This window comes from Bacillus sp. URHA0034, from assembly GCF_056280405.1.
On record NZ_JBWCDK010000001.1, the window covers coordinates 160,675 to 187,131 of the forward strand.

Here is a 26,457-nt window from a genome sequence, read left to right on the forward strand (position 1 = left end):
ATGAGAACTTGGAAAAGGAGGAATGAAAAATGAATGTTCCATTAACATCAAAGGAAGTCATTACTCACATCCAGAAGTTACAGAGCGAAGGGCAATCTCTAAAGAAAAAAGAGGTAAAACAACTATATCCTGATTTAATGCGGAGTGCTTTGTATTACTACCCAAGTTGGCAACATGCCTTAGAAGAAAGTAAAACAGCTTAAAATTAAAACATAAAAAAAACATCATCTCTGTTAACTCCCATGGGATGGTTTCAGACTGTCGACAAATCCAGAAAATTATGGGTTTGCTGGCAGTCTTTTTGTATAATTGAGGTATAGATAAGTATTTGAGGTGGATGAAATGCTAAGTAAGAATACACAGATAAATCGTGACCAATTAGAAATGATAGCTTTAGAACAACTTGTACCTCCAACCCATTTGGTACGCAAGTTAGAAGCTTCTATTGATTTTTCATTTATCTATCCACTGGTCCAAGAAATGTACTCCACTAAAAGAGGACGTCCAAGCATTGACCCTGTGATATTAATTAAAATGGCTTTCATCCAATATACCTTCGGTATTCGCTCTATGCGCAAAACTATTGAAGAAATTGAAACAAATATGGCTTATCGTTGATTCTTAGGCTTTGGATTTTATGATAAAGTACCTCACTTTTCTACCTTCGGTAAAAATTACGAACGACGTTTTAAAGATACAGATTTATTTGAACAGATATTCTATCGGATTTTGAAGGAAGCCTCAGATAAGAATTTGATTAATAGCGAGCATGTATTTATTGATTCAACACATGTTAAAGCAAGTGCAAATAAACATAAATTCGAGAAGAAATTAGTTAAAAAAGAAACGAAGGCATATGAAGCGAGACTTCAAGTAGAGATTAACAAAGATCGTGAAGAACATGATAAAAAACCATTTCCACCTGATAAATTTGAGAAAGAGGAATTTAAGGAAATAAAACAAAGTACTACTGATCCTGATAGTGGTTATTACGTAAAAGACGAGCGTACGAAACAGTTCGCGTACTCATTCCATGCAGCCTCTGAGCGAAATGGTTTTGTATTAGGGGCAATTGTAACACCAGGGAATGTCCATGATAGTGTCATTTTCGAACCACTGTTGGAAAAGGTTATCGAGAAACAAGGGAAACCTTCTGCGGTTGCTGCTGATGCCGGATATAAAACACCTGCTATTGCCCAATACATATTTGAAAATGATATGACGCCAGCCTTACCTTATACTCGCCCTCGTACGAAAGAGGGTTACATGAAAAAATATGAATATGTTTATGATGAATACTATGATTGTTATATCTGTCCGCAAGGACAAGTATTAAAATATGCAACTACGACGAAAGAAGGATATCGTCAATACTTCTCTAATCCGATTAAATGTGAAAAATGTCCATTGCTTTCAAAATGTACGCAAAGTAAAGAACATAAAAAACTCATTCAGCGTCATGTCTGGGAACACTATATAGAAGAAGCCGAATACCTTCGTTCTACACAAGAGAATAAAAGCATTTACGCAAGACGCAAAGAAACAATTGAACGTGTTTTTGCAGATGCTAAGGAAAAGCATGGTATGCGTTGGACAACCTTAAGAGGCCTAAAAAAATTGTCCATGCAGGCGATGCTTACTTTTGCTGCAATGAATTTAAAAAAGATGGCCACCTGGACATGGAAAAGTCCAGAAATGGCCTAATAATAGATATAGAATAGGTCTAACTTTTGCTCTTTCCAGCAAAAAAACAGTAAAAAGGCACCCGGATTAGATCTTCCGGATGCCTTTTGTCTACAATCTGAGGCCATCCCATGGGATGGTTTTTGTTTTGTGTCTTTTAAACAGCTTGTAAAAGAAAAGGGTGATTGTACTTTAATTATTTCGCTTTAAGTTTGTCTTAAGTTGGCTATTGTTTTAATAAAGTAATAGGATTATAGCCTAACAGGGATAAAATCTGTAAAATACAAAGCAATCTCAACGTAAGGGAAAAAGATATAACAGTTTGCTCTTCTTTTAGTCTTTAAGGTCTATTTTTAAGGCTGCTAGGAGCTACTCCCAGCAAAAAGTATTAGTTACATATGCAACTAATTTGTACACGGGATTGCTGCGGCGATCCTTTTTGTCGCTTAATTAAGATGGATGCATTTTTTTAACATGATTCTAGACTCGTCCCATTCAAAAATTATAAGAAAAAAGGATACGTAATGAATGTGACAATTGAAATACACTACAAGGCTAGCAGCAAGTTAATGCAGAGAGCAAGTCTTCCACTAAGAGGTAAGCGGCCGGAATTTGTTGCTTATCACTGGTGGAAACAAATACAAAAGGAAATGTCCTATCTCGCAGCATTGGAGCAAGTAACCGTTAAACAACTAACCCCCCGAATTACTATACCGAAGGTGAATTGATCCTTGCCATGAAAACGCCGGTCAGGTATTGGACGATAAAGAAATATGTAAGGTCTTAAAATCCGTTTCTGGATTACGTACATATTTAGCAGAATATGAGATAAGAGAATTAAAAGTTAGAGGATTTTCTGTACAACAAAAAAGAAGAAAATGAACTGCGTGTTCGCTTTTGAAATATAAAATCTGAAATAAATAAAAAGCAACTGTATTTTTGCTCAGTAAGAACTCAAAGAGAGGTTTTGATGGGAGCTTTGGGGGTATATATAGATTAGCAGGGCTTCTAGCCTTGTACAATTTTCCTAACCAAAGGAGATGGTTCAATTGAATGAGCGCAGCCGATGGGATAAAGAAAGTAACGGAGTTCGAGGTCCAGGTGACAAGGACCAGTCATGGGTGGGCTCTGCCGACATAAAGCCCATGACATGAAACTTACGAATCGTGACAGATAGGAAAGGGACTTCCGAAAGGAGACTTGTACTATGAGGGCACGGAACCGTAAGCGTAAGCGTAAAAAAGTTTTTCTAAGGCAGGAGTTACGACCTTTTGTTGAGATTGAAGTTGTACGTCACCCAGAGCTTATGCTCGAAGGTACAGCATTGAATCCTACAATGAAGGAACTCAAACTTTAACAACGGCTTTTTAAGCTAACCGAGGAAAGACTTTGTTACTGTAAGGGTGGGAGCGCTCTTGTAGTAGTAAAGTCTTTTTTCGTTATTTTTGAATTTATATTCGTTACACTTTAATTAAAACAACAAAAATAAAACAACCAATTTGGTTGCATCAGACTGTCAACAAATTCGAATTAGTTGACAGTCTTTTTTCTTACGATTAGTAAAAATCAATTTTCAAAAGTAATTAAAGTTTTTAAAAATTGGTCTGCGCCAATATACCATGGGTTAAAGAAGCGGTTATCATATACTATATGGGCCCCAAAATAATTGGACCAAAGAAAATGGACTAGATAAACAAAAAGTAGGGGGAAAACAGAGTGAGTGAAGTTATTGTGAATGTTAATCAGAATTTCGTAGCACAAGGAGAAAGTAAGTCTTACTTTGATGGTGGGTTGCTGCGGACCAACAGGCAGATTTTTTTTAATGGAATATAATGAACAAGTGTAAGCATGAAAAACGGAAGGGAGAGTTAATTCATTCTACAACAAACTATTCGATATTATACGAATTATTCAAGATTTCATAGTTTAGTTTCGTGATCATGGTCAATGTATTCCACCATTTAATCACCCTATGAGTTAATTACGCTGTTTATAACTCTTAAAAAAATGAGTTGTAAACAATTAGCTATTACTGATTTATGATTTAGAATAAGTTTTCCCAGAAAAAAAGGCTTACAGAAATGGAAGTCGTATGCCTTTTTTATTGGAGATAGATTGTTATTAGGCTCTAATTTATTCCGAATATTGGATACTAAACTTCAATTTCCCCCACACAATTACAGATTTCCTCAATCTTGTAATCATGACATGACATGAATTGCAATACTCCATAGCTGTCAATATTCCACCATCTCTCTGGTTGGCGCATTTATAGTTTAAACATATTCCGCCATCTAGCTCCTCACAAAATAGCAATGAACCATACCCGCACTCGGGACATTTATAATAAATTTCTTTTTGAATATTATATTTTTCATAATTACAGCTTGTACAGTAACACCTCTGGGGATAAGGAAGATTGTTGTATTCTATATAAAAACTGTATGTGCCACATGAGTAACAAACACCCCTCTTATATTCAGAATTAATGCTTTTCAGATACTGTTCTAACCCCATATCTATTGTAAATATTTCTCTCAATTTACGATCAATAGGAGAGTAACTTCTGTCAGTTTTAAGATAATAAAACGCAGGAGTTAACAAATGATGGCTCAACCGTAAAAGAATCTCACGAACTTCTCTTCTGTTTACTTCAAAACAGAAATGTTGAATTTTATTTCTTAATCGAGCAGCCTGTTCGGAGTATATTTTTGTATTACCTTTAAAGTTTGGAACGTACTTCTTTACGGCTTTACACAAAGCTGATACTTCTAAAGACTTACAATTATATAATTCCTCCATCGTGGGTTTAAGTGGATTAATACATTTTTCAAATAGATTATTTTTATCAAATGCGTATATTGGATCAATTCTAAACAACATTTCCTTAAGTAGTATCTCTGCTGCATGACAAAAATCCATAACTGCCCTTTTATAATCATAAATTGCAGTTGTTAAATTATCATTTTTTTCTGCCCGCTCTAAATGTTCCAAACCATGCTGTAACGAATCGTAGGCATTTTCCCAAAGTGAAACGCTTATCAAGTTAAACCACCCTCCTTTTTTAGACTAATTATTAATAATTATACAATATTTTTAAAAATAAAATTTATAGTGATGAACTTTTAAAAAAAAGTTTCTTAGTATTGGTGAGTATTATTATCTAGTAAAAAAACTACTGCCTCCATGCTAAACGCAAGGAGGCAGTACGCTCTTTGTGAGTGTTCGAGTTATTTGGAACTTGGATTAAGATTCTTATAATAAAACCACTCTCGCCCTTTATTAAATTTATTAAGTTGATTATCTTCATAAATTATTTTCAATAATGGGATAAATTCACTTTCCAGAGTTGAGTTCCGGTCCTCAGGATCAATTAAAGTATTAGATATAAAATGATACGCTAAGATTCTCAGTCTAGTTAGATCTGATTTTAAAAGATTTGTGATGCAATCAATATATAATTTCTTGAAGATTTCTTTTTTAGGATAATTCAGATCTTTATAATAAGACCCATAAGCAATAGCGCTGTTACTTCTTAAAATATGTTCAATAGGTTTGAACTTTTCATCTCTATCTTCTAAGTGATAAAAATTATTGCTTAACAATATTTCGTGTAATAAAAATCTATTGTTTGTACTATTCTCAATTAGAGTTCTGAATAAATAGCGCAAAAAGTAATCTATATAAGTATTATTTTTTCCAATTTTACTTTCACTTATTTTTTCTAGATTGTCAGATAGGAAGTTTATAAGGTGAGTATGAATAACATCTTCCATAGGCATCCCCTCAACAAGTCTAGCAAAGTAGTTTGCTGCAATTTTTCCAATTGTTTCACTAATCCTTGTATCTTCTGTACTTATAAACTCAGATATGCACTTTTTAAATTTTTTAAAATCTTTCAAGTCATTAAACATTACTTTACATAAACTCTCAAGGTATACACCTAATTCATACTCTGAAATTCTTTCTAAATTTCTTCCTAGAACTTTACACTTTTTATCAGTCCTAGCATTAATATGCAAAAGAAAGTACAATAAACCGAAAGTTTCTTTTTTATTTAAGTTGAGTTCCTCACTTTCTAACAATTTACGGAATATTATCCCTTGACATTTAACGCTTGTCTTTATTGCAACAAAGAATAATTGTTCTTTTCCATTATCGCTGTTTAAACCGTTTGAAATCTCTTGAGTTAACATTTCAATATTATTTTCAATATCTGTGTCTAAGTAAAGTAATTCATAAATAAATAACTCATCTTTTAACTCAATAAATGATTTTCTTAATAGTGAAAATGCCGACCAATCATTTTCCCCTATAAAATGCAATAATATTTTAAAAGCCCAATATAATGGAAAAACGAATTCAATGACTATATCTTTACGGTCCTGAAATAAACCTTTTCTTTCTATAATTCTTTTACTTGCAAGGTGTACTGAACGCAATTCTTCATAACTATGATTTAAGTTTTGAAATAAGCTATTTGTTTCTTCTTCAATATATGTCAACTTCTTATTATCAATTAAAAAACTTACAACTTGATCAATTTCATTATCGATTTTAGCATCTTTTTCATTAAACGACAGAACCCTTGTAGAGTATTGAATCATTTGATTTTTCTTCACTTTAGAGTACCTTGTTATAAAATCGAAATAACAAATATTATACAATTCTTTTTCGTTATCACTAACAGTATTTGCGTAAACATAGCAAATCAAAGGATTTTGCATTAACATTTTAATATTATTATTAATATTTATATTATCAGGAAGTTCATCAATAACATTTGTATCTATATCATGATTGCCTAGTATTTTGTAACACACTTTATTTTTATTGTTAACTGTACTCATATTAACAAATAAATTAAGAGCGTCATTTTCGGAATTATTTGAAAAACAATAAACTTTCAAGAAATCACTATTGTCCATTATCAAATATTGATCTAGTTCATTTATTGATATACACCAGCTTAACCAATCATTGTTCGTATAACTCTTTATTGTTTCTTTTATATAATCATAATTCGTTGGATTTGAAATACATAAAACGTGTAGATCATCAATAATAAAAATGACCCTAAAGCTAAATCCCTTTCTTTCAAGATTAATTACATAACTATTAATTTCAGACAAACTAGTAAATTTGCAATCTAAAAAATGGTTAAGATTAAATAATACTGCTTCTTCAAATCCTTTCTCTCTTATGTCACTAACGGTTAAAGGGATTCTAATCGAATAGCTATTTATTTCTTTTTCTATACTATGAGATGATAAGATAGTTTTTAATAAATGGGTCTTCCCTGCTCCAGATTCACCGGTAATCATAAGGACTTTGTTAAATCTCTCGTTTAAAAGTGTAAATATCTGGAATAATGATGGTTTAAAACTTTTTGTGATTTCATTATCTGGTAATTCCGCCAATATTAAATTGATCTTCTTACGCATACTAGTCCGATATTCGTCGTAGGAAATATCGAAACCATTAAATTCCAAAAGTTTATCAATTATTCCTTTCTCTCTTACCAAGCTATTATCACCGTAAGCCCTTGCAAATTCACTAATATGTAATATAATTTTTGTTTTCCAAGTTGGATCTTTAAAAAAATTATTAAAATAGGAGTTATTTATCAAATCATTATCTAATTCAGATGGAAAAGGTAGAGCCATATTATTTTTGAGAAAAGACTCAATCCTAATTAAATACATCTTAATCATTTTTTCAAAATCGTAACTTGGCGTTTCAGTTATTAATGTATCCAGCTTTTCATTCACAGACTGAAATCCGTCACTAACTAAAACTTTAACTTCATCAATTTTTCCGGTTATTTGGTTTAAAGAATCTGTTATGACTTTATTACTTTTAACCGACATTTCTTGTTCGGATTCTTTAATTATTTCGTCAAGTAAACTTTTATTCAATTTTCTATCATCAACTTTAGTATTTGAAGAACGAAGATATATTTCAGATAACAATCGAGTTAATAATAAATAAGTATATTTATCTGTATATCCTTTTAAACTATCTTCACACTCCTGTTTTATAATTCGGACAGCTTCTTCTCCTTCTACTTGTTCAAAATTCCACTTAATACTTTTCACAAAAGATTCTAGACAGTGGTCTTCGTTAATTCGATCAAATAATTGTTTAAATTCTTTGATTACAGTATCCTTTTCCTTTTCAATTAAGTCTATTTCTTCGAGCAAATCAGGATCTAGCTTAGCAATCCTATTTTCTATTTTCTGAATTTCTGATTTCTTTTTTTTCTCTGTCATACCTTTCAATATTTCTTGAACTCTTAATTTACATTTAATGATAAGGTCATTACTCATATTTTCTTGATCTTTAAACCAGTCTTTTAGTATTTCGTCATTGCCTTTTATCTTTGTATTAGTTTCAAAATGAAACTGACCATTGTAATCTGGGTAGAGATTGTAAAGAATAAAGAAATTGTAGAGGGTTTTTTCAATCTCTTCGTCTTGGGTTCCTAAGTTTCTAGAGTAACATTTTACTTGTGTGAATTTTAAACTTTTAACATCAGAATTTACTTCTTTTATATCATCTTCTGTTTCACAAAAAATTTCATTTTCTGTATTATTTATAGCATCACCTACCCATGTTTTTAAGGTTTTTAGGTACTGATATAGGAATCCTCTATTAGTTGCTATAGCATCAGTATTAAGCTTGTATTTTTCAAATAATAAAAGGACATTATTACTCATTACAATTTCTCCTTCAAATAGAAATTTACATAATCAATTTCGACAAATTATACCAAATACCTGTATTGGCAGGATTCATGTCATAGGCAGCAACAATTAAAAGAGCAAACCCATAAAAGGTATGCTCCATGTTTCTTAACATTATGATACGGTCTTCTGTGATGTAGATAAGTTTAGTTTTAAGGATTCTCTCGAAACGACTTGAGGTGCTCTATCTACAGCATATTTTTTATAATCATATACACAAAGTAATTTTCTATAATCTGTAGTTTTTTTATCTGGATAATCCCTTAAATATTGTTCCACATCAGTTAGGTCTATTCCGTTATTTAAAACCCCTGAAACTATAGCTAAATTCTTTTTACTTTGAGATATTTCTTCATCCTCTAAAAGTCCTTGTATATTTCGATGATTTATTTTGGAATCAGTTAATCCCTTCTCTAAACTTTCAATTTTTTCTTTTTGTCTTTCTTTTAGTTCTTCCAGATTTGATAAATCTGGTTGTATGTTAGCGAAACCAAATATAGGAAAGTATTGATTCTTTTGAATCTTATGTTTCTCAATGAGTTTTAATAATTGATGATTAGACTCATCGATTATTTTAAAATAATTTTCCATCATCTCTGATGCGGTTTGGTATTCGTATTTAATGGTCTTTAAAGAGCCAATTGCTAGGATTTTTTCACCGTTCCTAAGACTATCTATATCTTCCGTAATGCTAACGTTAATTTCTCCACCAGCGTATATTTCTTTAACAACAGTTTGTACTTTTCTAATATCCATAGCTGAGACAGGCAGACTCAAATTACTAAGGTGTGTATATATCTCTAAAAAATTATCAGTTTTTATTTTATTTATTCGAATAGTAGCAAATCCGTTAATATCGATATCATGATCTACTACCTCTGTATTTGCTGAACCTTTATCAAACTCAACCAGTAAAAAGTTTTCCCTGATTTGCTCTGCTTCCTTTGTATTTGGATTTACATAGGTAAAAACAGTTTTAAGAATACTTTTTATATTATCATCACCAAGATTATATCCTAAAAATATTATAGGATTATGAATAAATAACGAAAGCAACTGAGCTCTGATTAATTCGTATTTCTCATTAAATATACAGTAATCCGGTTCAGTAATAATGATTTTTCCAGGATCATTAACACACCCATGGATTTTATATGTAGAGCCATAAGGGTTACTTAACAAAATGGCATTTCCAATTAAAGGCTGAAATTCAAAAATATCCTCAATAAATGAATCATAATTTGTAGTAATTACTGACCCGATGTTTTTACGAACTTTTTTTAACTCAGAAATTTCGAAGTGCTTATCTTTTTTTATTTTAAAATCCTTTAATAAGTTGGATATATAAAGTTTAAAACGACTTATGCTGATATTTGATTTCATATTTGCATAAAATTGATCATTTATTTCTTTAAATTTTCCATCCCTATCATTCTTTAATGTTTCATTAAATTCATTTTCTAAATCTCTCGCAATATTAGGGAAATCGTATTCCCCTTCTCTTTCATATTTAAATTTCAAATCGTAGTAATACTCATCGGAACCTTTCATTTGTTGAGAGATATACGAAAGTAAACCGTCCCATGTAAAAGAATTTTCTAAATATCTTAGACTTATTCCTGTACCTATAAAAAGAACAGGATGATTTTTAAACTTCTTTATAAAATCTTCAATGTGCATAAAGTCACCACTTTTTAACTAAATTTGGTTATTCATAGATTTATTATAACATTTATAATTTCATATTTTTAGAAAAAATGGAATCGCCTTTTTTTATTTATCCTTCTTTAACAATAGAGCCCGATTGTTGAAGATATTCCCTAAATCTTATTCAAGACAAGTCTCAGTTATATACAGTATTAACAGCAAAACAATCTAAAAGTTATAGTTTGGTACACTGTAAAAATATCGTATTTTTCCTTTCTTTTCTTTCTCATTTTCCGTCTGAAAGTTGGTCTAAAATAAAAGTACAGGAAGTTATATATCTTTTAGACGGGTATAACCTTAAAGGCTATAAGGCAGGCTTAAACCTGCAGTGTTGCTTAAGCAAGCTTGCGCCTTTCCCATTCCATCGTAATTTACGTTTATTTCCCTATTGTTAAATACCAATACTTCTAAACTAAATCCGACTTTCCTCACACTTTCACTAAATAATCACATTTGTGTTCAATGAGGGTACACTCTGCAAGAACAAGTAGAAATGTAGTAAAATCAATGTATTAATTTGTTCAAACAGACTTGTTCAGAATATGGTTGATAGCCTTCCCATTTGACGATAATAAAAGACCCTAGGGAATATTCCCTAGAGCCGTTTATAGATAAGCGAACTATTATTTAACAGCTTCCTTTAATTCCCTGCCTGGTTTAAAAGCTGGAATTTTAGAAGCTTGGATCTGAATTTCCTCCCCTGTTTGTGGATTACGACCGGTCCGAGCTGCACGTTCACGTACTTCAAATGTTCCAAATCCAATTAACTGGATTTTCTCTTCCTTTGCAAGTGTATTTGAGATGGTTTCAAACAAAACATCCACCGCTTTTGTGGCATCTTTCTTTGTTAGTTCAGCTTGCGCTGCAACAGCATTTACTAATTCCGTTTTATTTCATATTTAAGCACCGCTTCTTTTTTATTCAATCTATTCATTACCTTATATAATGCGATACTGATCAGTCCGTAGTGCTGCCGCCAGAAGCAGGTTCTATGTATTTTTGAAGGATTTCTTTTTTAGTCATGATTTCTAAAGAAAGACAGCAGCTTTAAGGCTGGATAAAACAAACTGAATGGTAAAATAGGAAATAACGGTATGGTTTAATTCAATTATTGACTATAGCCGGTGCATCTTCAGAGCTACCTTATGTACAAATCATATAATTTATTGAAAAGACCATTTGCCTAACAAATGGTTTCCTTTCTTCTCCGAATCATCTTTCAAAAGGTTGCTTCGGCAACCTTCAAGCAGGCTCGATGCCTGCGTCATATAATCAAGAAAAAACGAATGTTTTTTATCCATTCGTGAACCAACATCGGCTCTGATACGGCCGATGTTTTTTGATTCAATTTTTAGACTGATAAGATCATTTGATGTTTTGTGGGTTTATATTTGTCACTCATTGCCTCAATAAATGGAAGGATATAAATTTTCTTTGGCTTGCAACCGTATTCCATTACATGGTATTCAATTTCATCTTTTAGACTTGCCTTTTCAATTGCTTCCGCCTCATCTTGGTAAAAATCAGTTACGATAATAATCAAGTCTGATTTCTCCTTTCAAGCAAGGAGGAAATATCCTCCTTGCTGTTTTGGTATTTTTATAGATAGCCTTTCTCCTTTAGGCTGACATGCTTCCCGGTATGGGTAACGATGACATGGTCAAGGACTTCGATGCCTAAAATTCTCCCTGCATCTGCAAGTCGCTTGGTGATGTCGATATCTTCACGGCTCGGTGTGGGGTCTCCGCTTGGGTGCTGGTGGCTGACAATAATGGATGCAGCATTATTGAGAATAGCGCATTTCATTACCTCTCTAGGATGAACTATACTTGCGTTCAAGCTTCCTACATGAGCTCTATGTAGCCCAACCACCTGATTTTTTGTATTGAGCATCATCACAAGAAGCACTTCCCGGTCTTCATCCGCAATGTAAGAGGCCGCTAATTTTTGGGCATCTTCTGGTGAACGAACAGCATACTGTGCAAATGGTTCAGATGTTTCCTTAATTTCTTGTTTGATACGAACGACTTCAAAGATTGACATGAATTCCATTTTTCAAAACTCCCTTTTGTTTTGATTTTTTCTTTCATTTTTTCTTTCATTTTTTCTTTTGCCTTGCGAAGCGAACTACTTCCCCAAAAGGGGATGATTTTTCCCCTTTTGCAAGTAGAACGAAAAACACGCATAGGGAATGGGTCAAGGGTGCTCCTCGCACAAAAAGTTTTTTGCTATTGCGCTAGCCGCCTTTAAGCAGAAAAGTTTTTTGCCCCTTGACCGATTGACTAGCTTTCTTTGCTTCTAGCCGGAAAGGTTCGGGTGTCCTGCCGGCTGGAAGGTTAGAAGGCTTGCGCTGTTTTACGATTCGGAAGGCAAAAGGGAAAAATCAACAATAAAAGCAGCCGACTCGGCTGCTCTCCTTTTGTCTTTTATTCTTTTATTCTTTTAATCTTTCAATCTCTTGGTTTTTAGGTTTTCGGCTCGTTCGGTATGGCGGCGTAAGCCGTAAATGGAACAGGAACCTACGGAATGAAGGCATAAGCCGTACAGACCGTGGTTATCGGTCCATTTAATGCCGAAGCGACACGTACGGATTGACAGAAAGACGCTTTTACTTTCTGATCAGTCCGTAGTGCTGCCGTCTAAGTGGTTCGGGTATTCTTCACCTAAACCCTTAAGCCCATATTTTTGAAGTAAACACCCAGCCTTAAGTTAAACACTACGACTATTTATTTTAACAAAGTACGAAAAAAAGAAACCTCATGACTTTTCAAGAGGTCATTTTGGTTTCCGATTCCTTTACTATTTCCTGTATCCTTTTTTCAATCCTCATTATTTCCTCATTTGGACGTTTCCACCAGTTCCTACTCCAAATTCGTTCAATTATCCACCCACGATTCTCCAAAAACCGTTGCCTTGTTACATCCCGTTCCCGAGCAGTTTTCGAACTATGATACATTGCTCCGTCACACTCAATACCGAGCAGATACCGACGAGGATTATTTGGGTCCACTACTGCTAAATCAATGCGATATGTGGAAGCTCCCACTTGGGTACGTATAAGGTATCCCTTTGCCACTAGAGCATCAAAGATCTCTTCCTCAAAAATACTATCAAATTTTGGAGGTCTAAGGCTATCATGTTGTATCTTATAATCGGCATTCATATTGGCTAGTACTGCTTGTGCTCCTTGAAGATTCCGTTCGGCGATTGCAAATGCGTATTCCAAATAACGTTTAAAGAAGTAAACTCCTGGATTTTTTTCATCCCCCGGTAGCTCTAATGGATGAATAGAGGATACAATCCAAATTCCTTCTTTAGCACGTGTAATCGCTACGTTTAAGCGATTTTCTCCTCCAACTTGGTTAAGAAAACCATATCGGGCATGAATTTCTCCACTACTATCCCGAGAATAAGTGATGGAAAATATCATAATATCTCGTTCATCTCCTTGTATGTTCTCGATATTACGAATGATTAAGGTCTTTTCTAGTTCCCGACTCATGACCCGATTAAAGGCCATCGCAAATTCAGGGTCTTCTGCCACGCGTTGTTTAATGAGGGTTTCTATTAATTCTGATTGTTTTTGATTCATCGTTACAACACCTAAGGTCTGGGGATCTTGTCGTTGATAGTGTTCTACAATCAAATTCACTATCTTTTTAGCTTCTTCCATATTCGAATTGTTAACCCAGACCCCACCATCTACTTTAAACCATTGGATTGCGGGCGGATCTTGGGTTGGTAGAACATTGGGCGCAACCTGGATATTTTTATAGAACGCATGGTTCGAGAAGTTTATAAGCTCCTCAAATCTCGACCGGTAATGCCATTGGAGGGGCTTTCGCTTAAAAGTTCGAATGGCTAGGTCAAGTAAGGACTCAGCTGTTTGAATTTCTTCGATGTATTCATCATCATCTTCATCCATAGAAAAACTTTTCTTTCCTACTTTTGTAGGACGAAGCTGTTTGTCGTCTCCAGCTATCACTAACCTTCTTCCACGAAATAACGCAGGAATGCCATTTTCAATTGGACATTGACTGGCTTCATCAAAAATAACAAGGTCGAACAAGTCCTTTTGCAAAGGAAAGACAGTACTAGCTATTTCAGGGGAGACCAACCATATTGGTATAATCTTCGAAAGAACATCTGGGTATGATTGTAGTAATTTCCGAATGGGCCATATTTGTTTTTTTTGACCACAACGATAAACAATCTCTTTAGTGTCTTTTTCCAGGACCTCCGTTAAAGCCTGTTGTAGTTTTAAACGAAGGTAGGCTGCTGCCACGTCTCGTTTTCGATCTAACATCTCTCCGTACTGTTTTCGGTGTAGTTCAAACTCTCCTTCCGAAATATCATAAATGTGGGGATTGGCATCCTCCGCCCAATGAATCCAGTACTCTAAGTATGCATGTTCAACTTGTTCCCACCATTGTGTTCCAATCGGCTGATCTTTCATTGGAGGAATTTCTTGCAAACACTTCTCGTAAATGGAACGGATGACAGGTGTGAGGTTTTCTACTTCACGGTCTGCCTGTTTCATGGAATCCCAATCTGATTGCAAAGTGTGTCGCAGTTGTTGAACCCATTCTTTTAAGGACTCTCCTTTTTTCCATCCCTCTAATTTCTTTTGTAGGACTAAATCAGGAAAGAGAGTGGTTAATCCCTTAATCTTCTTTTCGATTTTCTCCCGAATTTCACTCCATGCTCGAATATGAGCGAACTTTTCCAATAGCTTGTCCCATTCGAGTTCGGAGGTCCCTCCTAATTGAATAAAAAATTCTCCATTCTTCCGTGTCCACCGTTTCCAAAACCATTTCGCAAGCATCTTTTGGTCCATTACCCTTTGTAGGAGAGCTTGTCCTTGCTCAATCAAAGTCCTATGGAGTTGTAGGTAACTGACGGGCAGATTCCATGCTTCCAATTGTTGATGTAAATCAGTTTCCTCTTTCATATTGATAAAGAGGTTATCAAAGGATTCGAGCCACTGATTACGTTGATCTAAAGTCATCGATGAAAGGCTTTTTCGTTTACCCCACGGATAATCGGAATGGCGATACCGTATATCATAACGACCTAATCGTTCCAACTTTTCTTTAATTGACTTCAATTCCGGCTCCTTCAAATCATATCCGGTTGATGGAAGGCTAAACTTCATTTTTCTTCCTCGATATGGTAGATAGCGATCATACATCCGGAAGAGAGATAGACCGTTTGGCTGGGCATCCCAAAGAGTGCTAGTGATGTTGTTTAGATAAGATGTTTTTGTTGCAATATCATTCGAGCATTTTACGTATTCCTCTTTAATCTGTTCCAAATCGACTTCGAGGGGATTTCCTAATCTTTGGACAATCTTCTTATACAAGACCTTTCGGTCATCTTTTTCATCATGGACTAATGCTACAAAATCTTCTAACCCAATCTCCTGAAGACGTTGAAGTACAACTGCTAACGCTGTCTTTTTTTCGGCAACTAGCAACACAGGTTTGCCGTGGCGTAGAGTATCCGCCATTAGGTTAACAATCACTTGTGATTTCCCTGACCCTGGCGGTCCATCGATTACTAATCCCCGTTCAAATCGAGCGGTTAATATTACTTCTTCTTGAGAGGAATCGGTAGGAAGTAAAAAGAAATTTTCTTCTTCGGGTCCTTTGTCCACATGATTTATCCGGTTGTCTTCTATCCCTGTGGGCTCAGGTTCTGTTTCATTTAAAAGGATCGATATTAACTCGGCTTTTTCACCGTTCTCGACTTCTTTAATTAAAGCTTGATAGTCTTTTGAAATGCCTTTTTTTCCTTGGCTAAATTGACCTAGAATAGCATGCTGTACAATTGTCAAAGGAAATTGGATGTCATCCCACGAAAAATGTTTTCTTTTATCTTTTCCAACGTTAGCCGTTCGAAAGGGGGTCAAGTAATCATGCAAGGACACAAGATGCCTACCTTGATTCGGAAGAGGAGAGTTTATTGGAAATCCAAAATCCCAAAGTTTTTCAAGGTATTCCTGTATATTCAAATGGCTAGAAAATGAGAGAGCCTGTCCAAATTTATCCTCCGAGATACGAATTTCATTTGCTTGCTGCACGGTTAACATTAAAGAACGATTCCATATAATCTCACCTTCTTCTTCAAATGCCAAAAACCAATCGCCATCTTGTTTTGTTAACTGTATTGGATAATAAAGTATAGGAGCATGGATAAAGGTTCCATCCTGTAATGTGCCAGAGACAAATGGAAAGCCTAAATATAAATCGCGTTCACCAGTCTCTAAATGTCGAGCCGTCCATTCTTTATTTAAGTCTTTGAATTGATTAGTCCACCGTATTTCTTCAGCTATTGGACTTTTTGAATCGGTGACTTGGAACCTTCCTCCCTTCGGCCCATGAAGGAGGCATTGAATTATATCAAAAGGCGAGTTAGCTCTCCCCTGAGGCATTGATGTTAAATCAATATATGATTTGTTTAATTGAGTGAAACGAATGTTTTTATTATCTTTATTTAAATCATTTAATTTATCCTGTATTTGCTTTAGCTTGTTCACGAGTTGCATGCAGATCACCTGTAATAGAATTTGTATTATCCTAAATATGATTTGTTAATATCTGGTTACATATTCATCCCGTTGGCTGGGTTCGGGCAAAGAGCCCAACGTCTTAATGGATTTCGACCCGTTTGGTACGCTGGTTCCGTCGTAAATGGAACAGGAACCTACAGAATGTAGGCATCAGCCGTACCGACTGTGGTTATCGGGCCTATTTGTGCCAAAGTTACACGTACGGAATGACAGAAAGACGTCTTTCCTTTCTGAAAAGTCCGTAGTGCTGCGACCAGAAGCAGGAACTATGTTTTGAAGAATTTCTTTTAAATCATGATTTCTAAAGAAAAACAGCAGCCATAAGGCTGCCTGGCTGAAACAAACTGAACAATAAAAGCAGCCCTTTCGGCTGCTCTCCTTTTGTCTTTTATTCTTTTAGTCTTTCAATCTTTTGATTTTCTGGTTTTCGGCTTGTTCGGTATAGCAGTGTAAGCCGTAAATGGAACAGGAACCTACGGAATGTAGGCGTGAGGCGTACATTCCGTGGTTATCGGTCCATTTAATGCCGAAGCCACACTTACGGAATGTCAGAAAGGTGCTCTTTCCTTTCTGAACAGTCCGTAGAGCTGCCGCCCAGTGTAACTCTGTATGCCTTATCATGGAACTTTAAAGCCCTAATTTCTGATGTCATGCCTATTCAAGGGGTGGAGGCCAGTAATCCTAACCTGAGGATTGGTCTCAGTGCCCTTTTGTTCATTAAACTTGGTACTCCGTACATATTTGCTGCTAAAGGGATTGAGTGAAATAGCGGTGTTTTCATTAGCTACCTTCACACCCGCTTCCTTTTGATAATGTTCTTTTACAAGTGCTAGTCCTGCTACCGCATTTGAGGTTTCCTCAATCTTTGTAAGCCTAAATTCTTTCTTTCCTGTATTCTTGATTCCCATCGTCCAATGGATATTCTGAATGGTCCCATCTTTTTGCCGTTTACCCCAGTTGTGGAAGATACTCCACGTTTCACTTTCCGGCTTAACCCAAAAGGTCGCTGCTATGGCAAAATCCTTTTTTTCTCCCACTAACAGTTGAAATTTGTTAAATCTAGCATCAATCAGCCTCGCCCACGGTGCTAGATTTCTTTCCTGATAAGGCTTTATAAGCTCGAACCAAAATTTGTAAGCAACTTCCTCTGGCTTAACGTCATTGTTTTCAAATGTTATGGCCATCTGAAGATTTTTATTAAAATCGACCTTGTAAAATCTCAATAAAAGGCCCCCTCCTTCAAATAGGACAGCAATACATACCCCGATTACAATACTAAATGTCCAGTTTTTTTCACCTGCCATCTTCCGACTCCTTTTTATATTCTTCATCCCTATTTTAGCACTTTTTATTCCACTAACCTGCCTAGTTTTTGGTTACACGAATGCTTAATGAGCCAGTTTGGCGGATGCTGTAGACACCTTCAATAAGCCTTTTAAAAAGAATAGTCCATTTGTTATTAACAATAGAAAGAAATTTTTTAATGGGGTATTAAATACCAGTTTAATATATTCATGGATTTTCATCGTAAAAAACATAATTAGTAAGAATATATATTTAGTAAGAAAATATATATTTAATAAAAGAACAAAATTAATAGGCACTTTTACTATTTCGAGTGAATCCGTTATACGACAAGGCTTTCAGCAATTTTGGAGATGATTAATAACATAGTTTCCACTATTTCACAAAGAGTATGTAATAGAATTCAGTTTTTCACAAGCATTTATTAATACTATTTACATATTCACAAGGACATATTTTAGTTATTCACTAATACACAAGTAATCATTCGGAACACCATATTCAAAAAAAAATTCCTCCCTTTTTCTTCTATGATTAATCCAGTTATTCACTAATACACAAGTAATCATTCGGAACACCATATTCAAAAAAAAATTCCTCCCTTTTTCTTCTATGATTAATCCAGTTATTCACTAATACACAAGTAATCATTCGGAACACCATATTCAAAGAAAAAAATTCCTCCCTTTTTCTTCTATAATTAATCCAGTTATTCACTAATACACAAGTAATCATTCGGAATACAATATTCAAAAAAAAAATCCCCCCCTTTTTTCTTCTGTGATTAATCCAGTTATTCACTAATACACAAGTAATCATTCGGAATACAATATTCAAAAAAAAAATTCCCCCCTTTTTTCTTCTGTGATAATTCTTTGACACACAAAAAAGGAAGGAATTTTATTAAGCATTTGGTTTAGAATTTCTTTTTTTGATAGACCAATAGCCCTGTGATGGTCATTTTTTTTCACAAGGCTGATTGTCTCTATTAAATTAAATTGTGGAGTACCGGAAATTGGCCCGTTGCAGCATACTCCCTCATCTTAGCTTCATGAATGAGCTCCCTAGGCAGCTCTTTTACAGATCCAATAAAATACCTTCTGAAGGCCATTCTGAAAAAAGCACCGATTGAGTAAAATTGGAAAGATCCTTTTCGTTGTTTTTCCGTATGTATAACCTCTCCAATCGAATCCATTATGTCTAAGAAGTATTTTTTCATGAAACGATCACGCACAGTGAATTTCTCGTTATCGTCATCCATGAGATAGTTCAGCTTATTCACTACTTCCTGTTTAAAAGAAAGCATGACATCGATTTGGTCTCTTGGTTTATATTTTATTTGGTGACCATCTAAGAAATAGGTTAGCTCTTTCGATAATTTTGCCATGAGCGGATTAACATTGAATTCATCTGTATTCTCTTCCACGCATTCCGGTTTTAAGGAAAAGGAAATCTTCTTAATCCATAATTGTTTCCCACGGATTTCAATCCCAGTAAATTCAATGGAAAATAGAGCCTCTAACACGCTCAATGTTTTACGGACTCCTTTTGCATTTTTGTTAAGTTGTAATTTGAGTGTCTTCATCGTCCGCTCTTGCTTTATTTTCTCTACCTCACCTGTTTTACTAAAAGACATACCAGTTCGAAATTGGTTAAGTAAGGATAAGAGCAGTTCAATCCCTTCCGGATTTGAAGTACGAACGAATTCTGCTAATATATTTGTTTCAAAAAGGCCATGTGGTATGATCAAGTAGTTGAGAACCCCACCATTTTGTTCAGGTGTATTATACTTTTCCACATCTTTTAGCACTAGAACAGGCAATCCTTCGTGTATTTCCTCTCTCACGAAATGATGATCTTCTAAATACTTCTTTCCTCCCCAAAGCGTAGAATACGAGATTCCAAGTTTCTTTGCCCAAGCAGAAAGATTATATTCTTTTAGCACGCCTCGTTGATTCTGTTCTACTTCAAGTTGTTTTAACATGGTCATATAAACGACATAGCACGATGCAGGAGGGCGTTCAAAAGACTCATCGCGTAGAAAACGGAATTCTTCCAGTATGGCATGATGCATTCTAAATCCGTCAATTCTCATTTTACTCTTCATTGTAGGCCCTCCTCTCGTCTATTTTCCTAGCTTGAATTATAGCAGAATGGAAATCGAGGAAATGATGCCCTTTATTAAGGGATTTTCAAAGTTGCACAATAGGCGTGAAACCCTTGGGGGACAAGGGTTTGAAAAAAACTTTGAATTTTTTTGTGTGAAAGGAAACGTCATTATTTTTTATGATTTGTGCATAATGTGACAGGAAACGTCATGCTTGCTAGATAACTGGATTGAGAGAAATGTTGTTAAATCAGCGTTTCTCTCAAAGGCTCAGTCAAAACCCAAAACAGAACCAAAAACTTGCACAGGAATATTTGCTGATTTGTGTGAGAGGAAACGTCATTATCTTTCATATTCAAACATTAGAAAGAGAAAACTTTGCAATATTTTGTGTTTATATAAGATAGGATTGAATTTTTTCCATTCATTAATAGGTTTTCATCCGACATATAAACATAGTGGTTTCAAGATCTTGTGCACATTGTGAGAGCAACCGTCAGGCAAAAAAAAGTTGCACAGGATTTACTGGTGCACTACAGTGAAAGGAAGCGTCAATCTTTTTATAATGGACAGTTTTGAGTAAGACAGGAGTCACAATGATTTCGTGGACTCATTTGTGCACATAGTGAAAGGAAACGTCAAAGTGGAAAATGTAAGTGCACGACCCCCATTCCTCTCTATTAAAAATGTGCACATTGTGAGAGGAAACGTCAAAGTAGAAAATTTACGTGCATTACCGGTAATTTGGGGAGCATACCTCTCTATTAAAAATGTGCACATTGTGAGAGGAAACGTCAAAGTAGAAAATTTACGTGCATTACCGGTAATTTGGGGAGCATACCTCTCTATTAAAAATGTGCACATTGTGAGAGGAAACGTCAAAGTAGAAAATTTACGTGCATTACCGGTAATTTGGGGAGCATACCTCTCTATTAAAGATGTGCATATTGTGAGAAGAAACGTCAAAGTAGAAAATATATGTGCATTACCGGTAATTTGGAGAGCATACCTCTCTATTAAAAATGTGCACATTGTGAGAGGAAACGTCATGGTTGAAAAAATAAGAGCACGACCAAAAATGAAAAGCATATCCCCTCTTATTCAAATGGATGATCTTTAACAAGCTGTGCACATTGTGAAAGGAAACGTCAAAGTAGTAAGTATTTGTGCACGACCAGTCAATAAAAATCAATCTCTGTTCTTCCTTAATGACGGTATTCATGAAGAATTGCTGTGCACATTGTGAAAGGAAACGTCAAAGAAGAGAATATAAGCACACGCCCAGTAGAATGTCAAAAGCTTAAGATTCAGGAATGGATGACTTTTAGGAAAACAAAAGCTGTGCACATTGTGAAAGGAAACGTCAGAGAAGTGAATATAAGCACACGCCCAGTAGAATGTCAAAAGCTTAAGATTCAGGAATGGATGACTTTTAGGACAACAAAAGCTGTGCACATTGTGAAAGGAAACGTCAAAGAAGAGAATATAAGCACACGCCCAGTAAAATATCAAAAGCTTGAGATTCAGGAATGGATGACTTTTAGGACAACAAAAGCTGTGCACATTGTGAAAGGAAACGTCAAAGAAGAGAATATAAGCACACGCCCAGTAGAATGTCAAAAGCTTAAGATTCATGAATAGATGACTGTTAGGTTAGCAAAAGGCTGTGCACATTGTGAAGGGAAACGTCAAAATAGAGAATATATAAGCATGCGTTCACTAGAATGCCATAAGCTTGTGATTCAGGAATGAGTGACTATTAGGAAAAAAAAGCTGTGCACATTGTGAAAGGAAACGTCAAAGAAGAGATTGTAAGCACACGATCCGTAGAATGTCATAAGCCTGTGATTCAGGAATGGATGACTTGTAGGAAAACAAAAAGCTGTGCACATTGTGAAAGGAAACGTCAAAGAAGAGATTGTAAGCACACGATCCGTAGAATGTCATAAGCCTGTGATTAGGAATGGATGACTTGTAGGAAAACAAAAAGCTGTGCACATTGTGAAAGGAAACGTCAAAGAAGAGAATGTAAGCACACGATCCGTAGAATGTCATAAGCCTGTGATTCAGGAATGGATGACTTGTATGAAAACAAAAAGCTGTGCACATTGTGAAAGGAAACGTCAAAGAAGAGATTGTAAGCAGATCCGTAGAATGTCATAAGCCTGTGATTAGGAATGGATGACTTGTATGAAAACAAAAAGCTGTGCACATTGTGAAAGGAAACGTCAAAGTTGGGAATATAAGCACACGACCAGTAATAGGTCATAGGTGCGATTCTAAAATGGATGACTTATGAAAAACAAGAGGTTATGCACATTGTGTGAGGACCGCTAAAGAAGAGATTACAAGAGTTCTACCAGTAAAAGTCCACATGTCTGTGATTTTTGGGATGGAGGGCTTTTAAGAACTCAAAGGTTGTGCAAATTGTAAGAGAATCCGTCAAAGTGCAGATATTAGCGCGCGACCAGTTAATGGAGAGCATATCTCTATTTTGTTTGAAGAAAGGATCATTAGAAATAAAATAGTATGCACATTGTGAGTGGAAACGTCAAGAAAGAAATAGTTGCACATCTAAGGGGTATCCTTGATGTAGAAAGTAAACCATGAATTATTATGATTTTATAAGGACAAAGACGTGTTGACAAATGCAACAATCCTCAATCATAATAACCTTATACGGTATATAAGGGGAAATATGGATGGGTTTTTTAGTAGGTGTTAAAGAGGCGGGGGAAATCCTTGGATGGGATCGGAGAAAGGTCTCCACCTATCATTTTCGTGGTGTGCTGCCTAAACCAGTAATCAGCTTATCAAGTGGTCCCATATGGTTTCGAAAACAGATTGAATACTATAAGACTAGTAAAGAATCTGGTCTAACTACATATTATACTGATGGTGAAATAGTATATGAATGTAAACATAATTATCCTATGAAAGAAACCATTTATTCACCTGAAGAAATTAACGAATGTGCGGGGAATTATATTCTTTATCAAGAAAAGGACATCAAACAGTTGATAAATATCATCCTAGAAAAAAATCCGATTGCTCAATTCCTTTCTTTTGAATCCATCAGCTTTTTGCATGATGTGGGTATTATAGAAACAGATATTTTCCATGATTACATTCAAAACTGCTCATTTGAAAACATAAGGCCGATCAGGGAAGGACGGAGTGAAGAATCATGTTAAATACCTTGCAAAATAAATTTTTGAACGTTACGAAGACGGTTTTTCCAGATCAACCTCAACTCTTCGTTGAGTGGAATGAAGATATCCGTCATCTTATGGCAAGTGAAGGAGAATATCAGCCTTGCCAATCCTTAAAGGCTTTTTTCGTGATCATGGATCGTTTAGGGAAAGACCATCAATTGAAATTTGAGAATATGGAACAATGGGTCCAGGAATATAAAGACGAGATTCGTAGTTTTGTCCTTCCATACATACGGATTGTTGGGGAAGAGACTACCCTCAGTTCATTAAAATCTAGTAATAGACAAGTAATAAATTCTTTGTTAAATCAGAATTTTGCTGATTCCGGTTCAGCTTTATTATTTCATAAATTAAGGGAAACCATCAGTAAAAATGAATTTGACATTGCAACGGAAATACCTACTGCAAAGATTGCCGAGAAGGCATTAGAAGCGACTGCCCAGGTTAGATCCGAAGATGCCTATCTAAAAATGAAATCCAATGCAGCGATAGAGCAATGGAAAAATCTCACCTCTCAAGCCATAACCTCGATGGATGACTTAACAGCAGATATATTCGATATCGTTTCCATACTATGGATGCAGCAGGCCACTCATAAAGACCAAATGATTCATTTTCATACAGATGATGCCTTGAATCTAAGGAGGTTGCAAGGACGAAGCGAAGATTCAGATGGATATCATACCTCTTATCGGAAAAAAGAACGGGACGATATTATGAAAAGATTGGCTGCTCTTACGACCATATGGATTCGGATTGAACGAGAAAATTTGAGGTTCATAAACGAGGATCAGGGTAACTTTGAAGAAATTGGTCAAGTGCAATTCAATCCGTTATTTTTGGTGGATAGCGTAACGGTTGCTTACCGTGGGGATAATCCGATTGGTATTTATGAATGCAGTATCCGTCCAGGGGAATTACTTTCCAACTTCTTGTTCGGATCCCAAAAGAGCAGTGGTTTATTAGCATTAAAGACACTCGAATACCATCCAACGAAGCAAAAGTATCATAAGCGGTTATCACGCTATCTATCCTGGCAGTGGAGGATTCGTCAAAAGAGTGCCGACTATTTAAGAGCCTATCATATCGGTGGAGAAAAAGGCTTACTAAACGTCATGGATTTAGATGTGAACCCTCGATATGGTTCAAGGATTAAGGAGCAATTTGAAGAAATATTAGATACCTTACAAATGGACGGAATCATTAAAGAGTGGAGCTATAAGGAAAAAGACTTGGAACAGCAAATTGAGCAGGAGAGAAACTGGTTCGCAAACACTTGGTTAAAAGCACGTGTTCAAATTATTCCACCCACTGAAATCACAGGAAATGGGGATGACCGGGATTTATTGATGATTGAAGACCATGATTATGAACCCGTAAACTTTTCGACCATGTTAAAAGGTTTAACGGAAATAGAGGCGGCAGCTTCGATTGAAGCGGTCGAAGAAAAGTTAGTGACCCCTGAAAACATAAACAAGGAAAGAATTGACCGAGGATTAAGCATTTCACAGGCGGCTAATGAAATGGGCATTTCCCATAGTACCTTATCCAGATATGAAAGGAACTTAATTAAACGCCCATATACTGAGAATATTGAAAAAATGAAGGAATGGTTAAAGGCAAAATAAGCATCGGAATTCGATGCTTATTTTTTTGATAAAAGAGGTGTTGTTAGACTCCCCTCTTCTGGCCAGGCATGAAAGAGGATTTTTTGTAGGAAGGCATATGGGATTAAGAAAAGATACGTTGTACTTGAGCCAGCATACGTGTAAAAAGTATCTTAAAATCAAAAATTTTGAAAAGCTTTTCTCTTCATCTATATAAAGTTACCCTTTCTAAAAGTAAGATCGAGAACTACATAAACTAAAGTTAAGCCAGACCGCCTTAAGGCGGTAGAGAATGCAATAAAATGGTTATTTATATTCAAAACAAAAAACACTTAAAATCGTCGGTATAAAAGTATTGCTGGACAGATTTTCGTGTATGGGAATTTCCGCTTACTTTTAGACCTATTTTAAAGATTAACAGAGATAAACCTGGGCCGGTAATGGAAGTTGGGAATCTTAACTAGTTTCATTACCAATTTTTTTACTTCCAGAACAAAGGCTAAGAAAATCACTCGTAAGGTTCTAGGATGAAGGGTTTTGTCCAATCACATATCCCAAAAGTCACTCATTTTCAAATGAGGATCCACTTTCCGTATTGCTTTCAATAGTTTTTTCATGACGTCCGGGCGTGGAATGTAGTCAGTATCGCTACATGCTTTCGTTACTGTATTTTTACTTACGCTAGCGATCTTGGCTAGATCTTGTTGTTCTAATCCTTTTTGATCCATCCACTTCCCTAATTTACTCCGTGGTTTGCCCATACCCCACATTTTTATTACTCCCTTCTCATTCATCTTATTTCCCCATTCTGGACACTTAATCCCAAAAATATACGATTGATTCTCAAAAAGTTGGGAATAGTGGACAAGCCACGGCTCATACCTTGTACTAAGGACGTCAGGAGACGTCTAAAGGGGTATTAATATGGTCACTTATCAACGGAAAATATTTAGCATATGGAAACCGAATGGATTTCGAATTGGAACCGATGTTCAGTCAATTACATGCATCTCTTTATTAAAGTTTTAAAGGAGGCGTCATTTTATGGTATATAGACCTACCGTTCGTTATGATGATGTATTCAAAACCTATGTGGATGCCCTTTTTCATGCTACTCATCTAGATAGAAATCAGATTATAAGGGCAGCTCTGTTTACAGCTGCCCATTCGAAGGAGTTTCACAACTTATTAAAGCCGTATCAAAAAGGTGACGTCCCTCTCCCTTCTCCTCCTTGGTCGCTAGATCAGAACAGTTTATGGCAACAGCAGTCCTCTAAAGTAAATACTGGGAGGATGGACGTCACTCGAGAGCAGACAAAAGAAGAAAAAATAATCAAGGATCATGAAAACAATATGAGACTAGTTCCCGAGATCGAAAAAAATCGGAAAATCCGATTCGAACAGGCTAAGAATCCTTCTGCACCGATTAAGGTTACAGGAGGATTGGTTTTTACACTGGATTAGAATGAATAGGAGAGTATGGGTATTGGTTACTCACTTCACAGGGTTAGGGGAT

The 26,457-nt window shown here is 35.5% G+C and carries 18 protein-coding genes and 2 pseudogenes; 9 read left to right on the forward strand and 11 right to left on the reverse strand.

Going from position 1 to position 26,457, the window contains the following annotated elements:
• The first annotated feature begins 29 nt into the window (after positions 1-29).
• The 4 genes and pseudogenes from ACZ9EE_RS00990 to ACZ9EE_RS01005 all read left to right on the forward strand — a co-directional run bounded on the left by ACZ9EE_RS00990 (position 30) and on the right by ACZ9EE_RS01005 (position 3,040).
• Positions 30-203, forward strand: coding sequence for a hypothetical protein (locus tag ACZ9EE_RS00990; protein ID WP_215041816.1), 174 nt, complete (start codon positions 30-32; stop codon positions 201-203).
• Positions 204-342: 139 nt separating this feature from the next.
• Positions 343-1,704, forward strand: a pseudogene (locus ACZ9EE_RS00995) (IS1182 family transposase).
• Positions 1,705-2,207: 503 nt separating this feature from the next.
• The gene (locus ACZ9EE_RS01000; RefSeq protein ID WP_476024817.1) at positions 2,208-2,411 is read left to right on the forward strand and encodes a hypothetical protein; all 204 of its coding nucleotides are present in this window, start codon (positions 2,208-2,210) and stop codon (positions 2,409-2,411) included.
• A 479-nt stretch (positions 2,412-2,890) separates the two neighbouring features.
• Positions 2,891-3,040 carry a hypothetical protein gene (locus ACZ9EE_RS01005; protein WP_215041814.1) on the forward strand — a complete coding sequence of 50 codons (150 nt, stop codon included), beginning with the start codon at positions 2,891-2,893 and terminating at the stop codon, positions 3,038-3,040.
• 776 nt (positions 3,041-3,816) lie between these two features.
• On the opposite strand, the gene ACZ9EE_RS01010 is transcribed toward ACZ9EE_RS01005, so the two are convergent.
• The 10 genes and pseudogenes from ACZ9EE_RS01010 to ACZ9EE_RS01055 all read right to left on the reverse strand — a co-directional run bounded on the left by ACZ9EE_RS01010 (position 3,817) and on the right by ACZ9EE_RS01055 (position 20,119).
• Complete coding sequence (locus ACZ9EE_RS01010; RefSeq protein ID WP_476024818.1) at positions 3,817-4,728, reverse strand: hypothetical protein; 912 nt, start codon at positions 4,726-4,728, stop codon at positions 3,817-3,819.
• A gap of 185 nt (positions 4,729-4,913) precedes the next feature.
• Positions 4,914-8,402: a dsDNA nuclease domain-containing protein gene (locus ACZ9EE_RS01015; protein WP_476024819.1), complete on the reverse strand. Its 3,489-nt coding sequence runs from the start codon at positions 8,400-8,402 to the stop codon at positions 4,914-4,916.
• Positions 8,403-8,543: 141 nt separating this feature from the next.
• Positions 8,544-10,109, reverse strand: a complete 1,566-nt coding sequence (locus ACZ9EE_RS01020) for an SIR2 family protein (RefSeq protein ID WP_476024820.1) — start codon at positions 10,107-10,109, stop codon at positions 8,544-8,546.
• A 650-nt stretch (positions 10,110-10,759) separates the two neighbouring features.
• A pseudogene (locus ACZ9EE_RS01025) lies at positions 10,760-11,029 on the reverse strand (HU family DNA-binding protein); the annotation flags it as partial.
• Between the two features lie 458 nt (positions 11,030-11,487).
• Positions 11,488-11,679, reverse strand: a complete 192-nt coding sequence (locus tag ACZ9EE_RS01030) for a hypothetical protein (protein WP_476024821.1) — start codon at positions 11,677-11,679, stop codon at positions 11,488-11,490.
• A gap of 56 nt (positions 11,680-11,735) precedes the next feature.
• Complete coding sequence (locus ACZ9EE_RS01035) at positions 11,736-12,188, reverse strand: JAB domain-containing protein (protein ID WP_476024822.1); 453 nt, start codon at positions 12,186-12,188, stop codon at positions 11,736-11,738.
• Positions 12,189-12,903: 715 nt separating this feature from the next.
• Positions 12,904-16,683: an AAA domain-containing protein gene (locus ACZ9EE_RS01040; RefSeq protein ID WP_476024823.1), complete on the reverse strand. Its 3,780-nt coding sequence runs from the start codon at positions 16,681-16,683 to the stop codon at positions 12,904-12,906.
• Between the two features lie 659 nt (positions 16,684-17,342).
• Positions 17,343-18,011 carry a hypothetical protein gene (locus ACZ9EE_RS01045; RefSeq protein ID WP_476024824.1) on the reverse strand — a complete coding sequence of 223 codons (669 nt, stop codon included), beginning with the start codon at positions 18,009-18,011 and terminating at the stop codon, positions 17,343-17,345.
• A gap of 544 nt (positions 18,012-18,555) precedes the next feature.
• The gene (locus ACZ9EE_RS01050; RefSeq protein ID WP_476024825.1) at positions 18,556-18,765 is read right to left on the reverse strand and encodes a hypothetical protein; all 210 of its coding nucleotides are present in this window, start codon (positions 18,763-18,765) and stop codon (positions 18,556-18,558) included.
• A 235-nt stretch (positions 18,766-19,000) separates the two neighbouring features.
• Positions 19,001-20,119: a hypothetical protein gene (locus tag ACZ9EE_RS01055; protein WP_476024826.1), complete on the reverse strand. Its 1,119-nt coding sequence runs from the start codon at positions 20,117-20,119 to the stop codon at positions 19,001-19,003.
• Between the two features lie 643 nt (positions 20,120-20,762).
• Between ACZ9EE_RS01055 and ACZ9EE_RS01060 the strand changes: the two genes are divergently transcribed.
• The 4 genes from ACZ9EE_RS01060 to ACZ9EE_RS01075 all read left to right on the forward strand — a co-directional run bounded on the left by ACZ9EE_RS01060 (position 20,763) and on the right by ACZ9EE_RS01075 (position 24,962).
• Positions 20,763-21,239: a hypothetical protein gene (locus ACZ9EE_RS01060; protein ID WP_476024827.1), complete on the forward strand. Its 477-nt coding sequence runs from the start codon at positions 20,763-20,765 to the stop codon at positions 21,237-21,239.
• Positions 21,240-21,352: 113 nt separating this feature from the next.
• Positions 21,353-21,760: a hypothetical protein gene (locus tag ACZ9EE_RS01065; RefSeq protein ID WP_476024828.1), complete on the forward strand. Its 408-nt coding sequence runs from the start codon at positions 21,353-21,355 to the stop codon at positions 21,758-21,760.
• A 1,061-nt stretch (positions 21,761-22,821) separates the two neighbouring features.
• The gene (locus tag ACZ9EE_RS01070) at positions 22,822-23,313 is read left to right on the forward strand and encodes a hypothetical protein (protein WP_476024829.1); all 492 of its coding nucleotides are present in this window, start codon (positions 22,822-22,824) and stop codon (positions 23,311-23,313) included.
• Entirely contained in the window at positions 23,307-24,962 is a 1,656-nt protein-coding gene (locus tag ACZ9EE_RS01075; protein WP_476024830.1) for a helix-turn-helix domain-containing protein, read from the forward strand. Before ACZ9EE_RS01070 ends, ACZ9EE_RS01075 begins: the two co-directional genes overlap by 7 nt.
• Positions 24,963-25,486: 524 nt before the next feature.
• Here the strand turns inward: ACZ9EE_RS01075 and ACZ9EE_RS01080 are convergent.
• Positions 25,487-25,735 (reverse strand): helix-turn-helix domain-containing protein, encoded by a 249-nt coding sequence (locus ACZ9EE_RS01080; protein ID WP_251028547.1) that lies wholly within the window; start codon positions 25,733-25,735, stop codon positions 25,487-25,489.
• A gap of 250 nt (positions 25,736-25,985) precedes the next feature.
• On the opposite strand from ACZ9EE_RS01080, the gene ACZ9EE_RS01085 reads away from it, so the two are divergent.
• Entirely contained in the window at positions 25,986-26,405 is a 420-nt protein-coding gene (locus ACZ9EE_RS01085) for a hypothetical protein (RefSeq protein WP_476024831.1), read from the forward strand.
• Positions 26,406-26,457: the final 52 nt, after the last annotated feature.

Coding starts and splice junctions, on each gene's coding strand:
- ACZ9EE_RS00990 (WP_215041816.1), top strand. CDS start 30: ATGAATGTTCCATTAACATCAAAGGAAGTCATTACTCACATCCAGAAG.
- ACZ9EE_RS01000 (WP_476024817.1), top strand. CDS start 2,208: ATGAATGTGACAATTGAAATACACTACAAGGCTAGCAGCAAGTTAATG.
- ACZ9EE_RS01005 (WP_215041814.1), top strand. CDS start 2,891: ATGAGGGCACGGAACCGTAAGCGTAAGCGTAAAAAAGTTTTTCTAAGG.
- ACZ9EE_RS01015 (WP_476024819.1), bottom strand. CDS start 8,402: ATGAGTAATAATGTCCTTTTATTATTTGAAAAATACAAGCTTAATACT.
- ACZ9EE_RS01020 (WP_476024820.1), bottom strand. CDS start 10,109: ATGCACATTGAAGATTTTATAAAGAAGTTTAAAAATCATCCTGTTCTT.
- ACZ9EE_RS01035 (WP_476024822.1), bottom strand. CDS start 12,188: ATGGAATTCATGTCAATCTTTGAAGTCGTTCGTATCAAACAAGAAATT.
- ACZ9EE_RS01040 (WP_476024823.1), bottom strand. CDS start 16,683: ATGCAACTCGTGAACAAGCTAAAGCAAATACAGGATAAATTAAATGAT.
- ACZ9EE_RS01045 (WP_476024824.1), bottom strand. CDS start 18,011: ATGGCAGGTGAAAAAAACTGGACATTTAGTATTGTAATCGGGGTATGT.
- ACZ9EE_RS01055 (WP_476024826.1), bottom strand. CDS start 20,119: ATGAAGAGTAAAATGAGAATTGACGGATTTAGAATGCATCATGCCATA.
- ACZ9EE_RS01070 (WP_476024829.1), top strand. CDS start 22,822: ATGGGTTTTTTAGTAGGTGTTAAAGAGGCGGGGGAAATCCTTGGATGG.
- ACZ9EE_RS01075 (WP_476024830.1), top strand. CDS start 23,307: ATGTTAAATACCTTGCAAAATAAATTTTTGAACGTTACGAAGACGGTT.
- ACZ9EE_RS01080 (WP_251028547.1), bottom strand. CDS start 25,735: ATGAATGAGAAGGGAGTAATAAAAATGTGGGGTATGGGCAAACCACGG.
- ACZ9EE_RS01085 (WP_476024831.1), top strand. CDS start 25,986: ATGGTATATAGACCTACCGTTCGTTATGATGATGTATTCAAAACCTAT.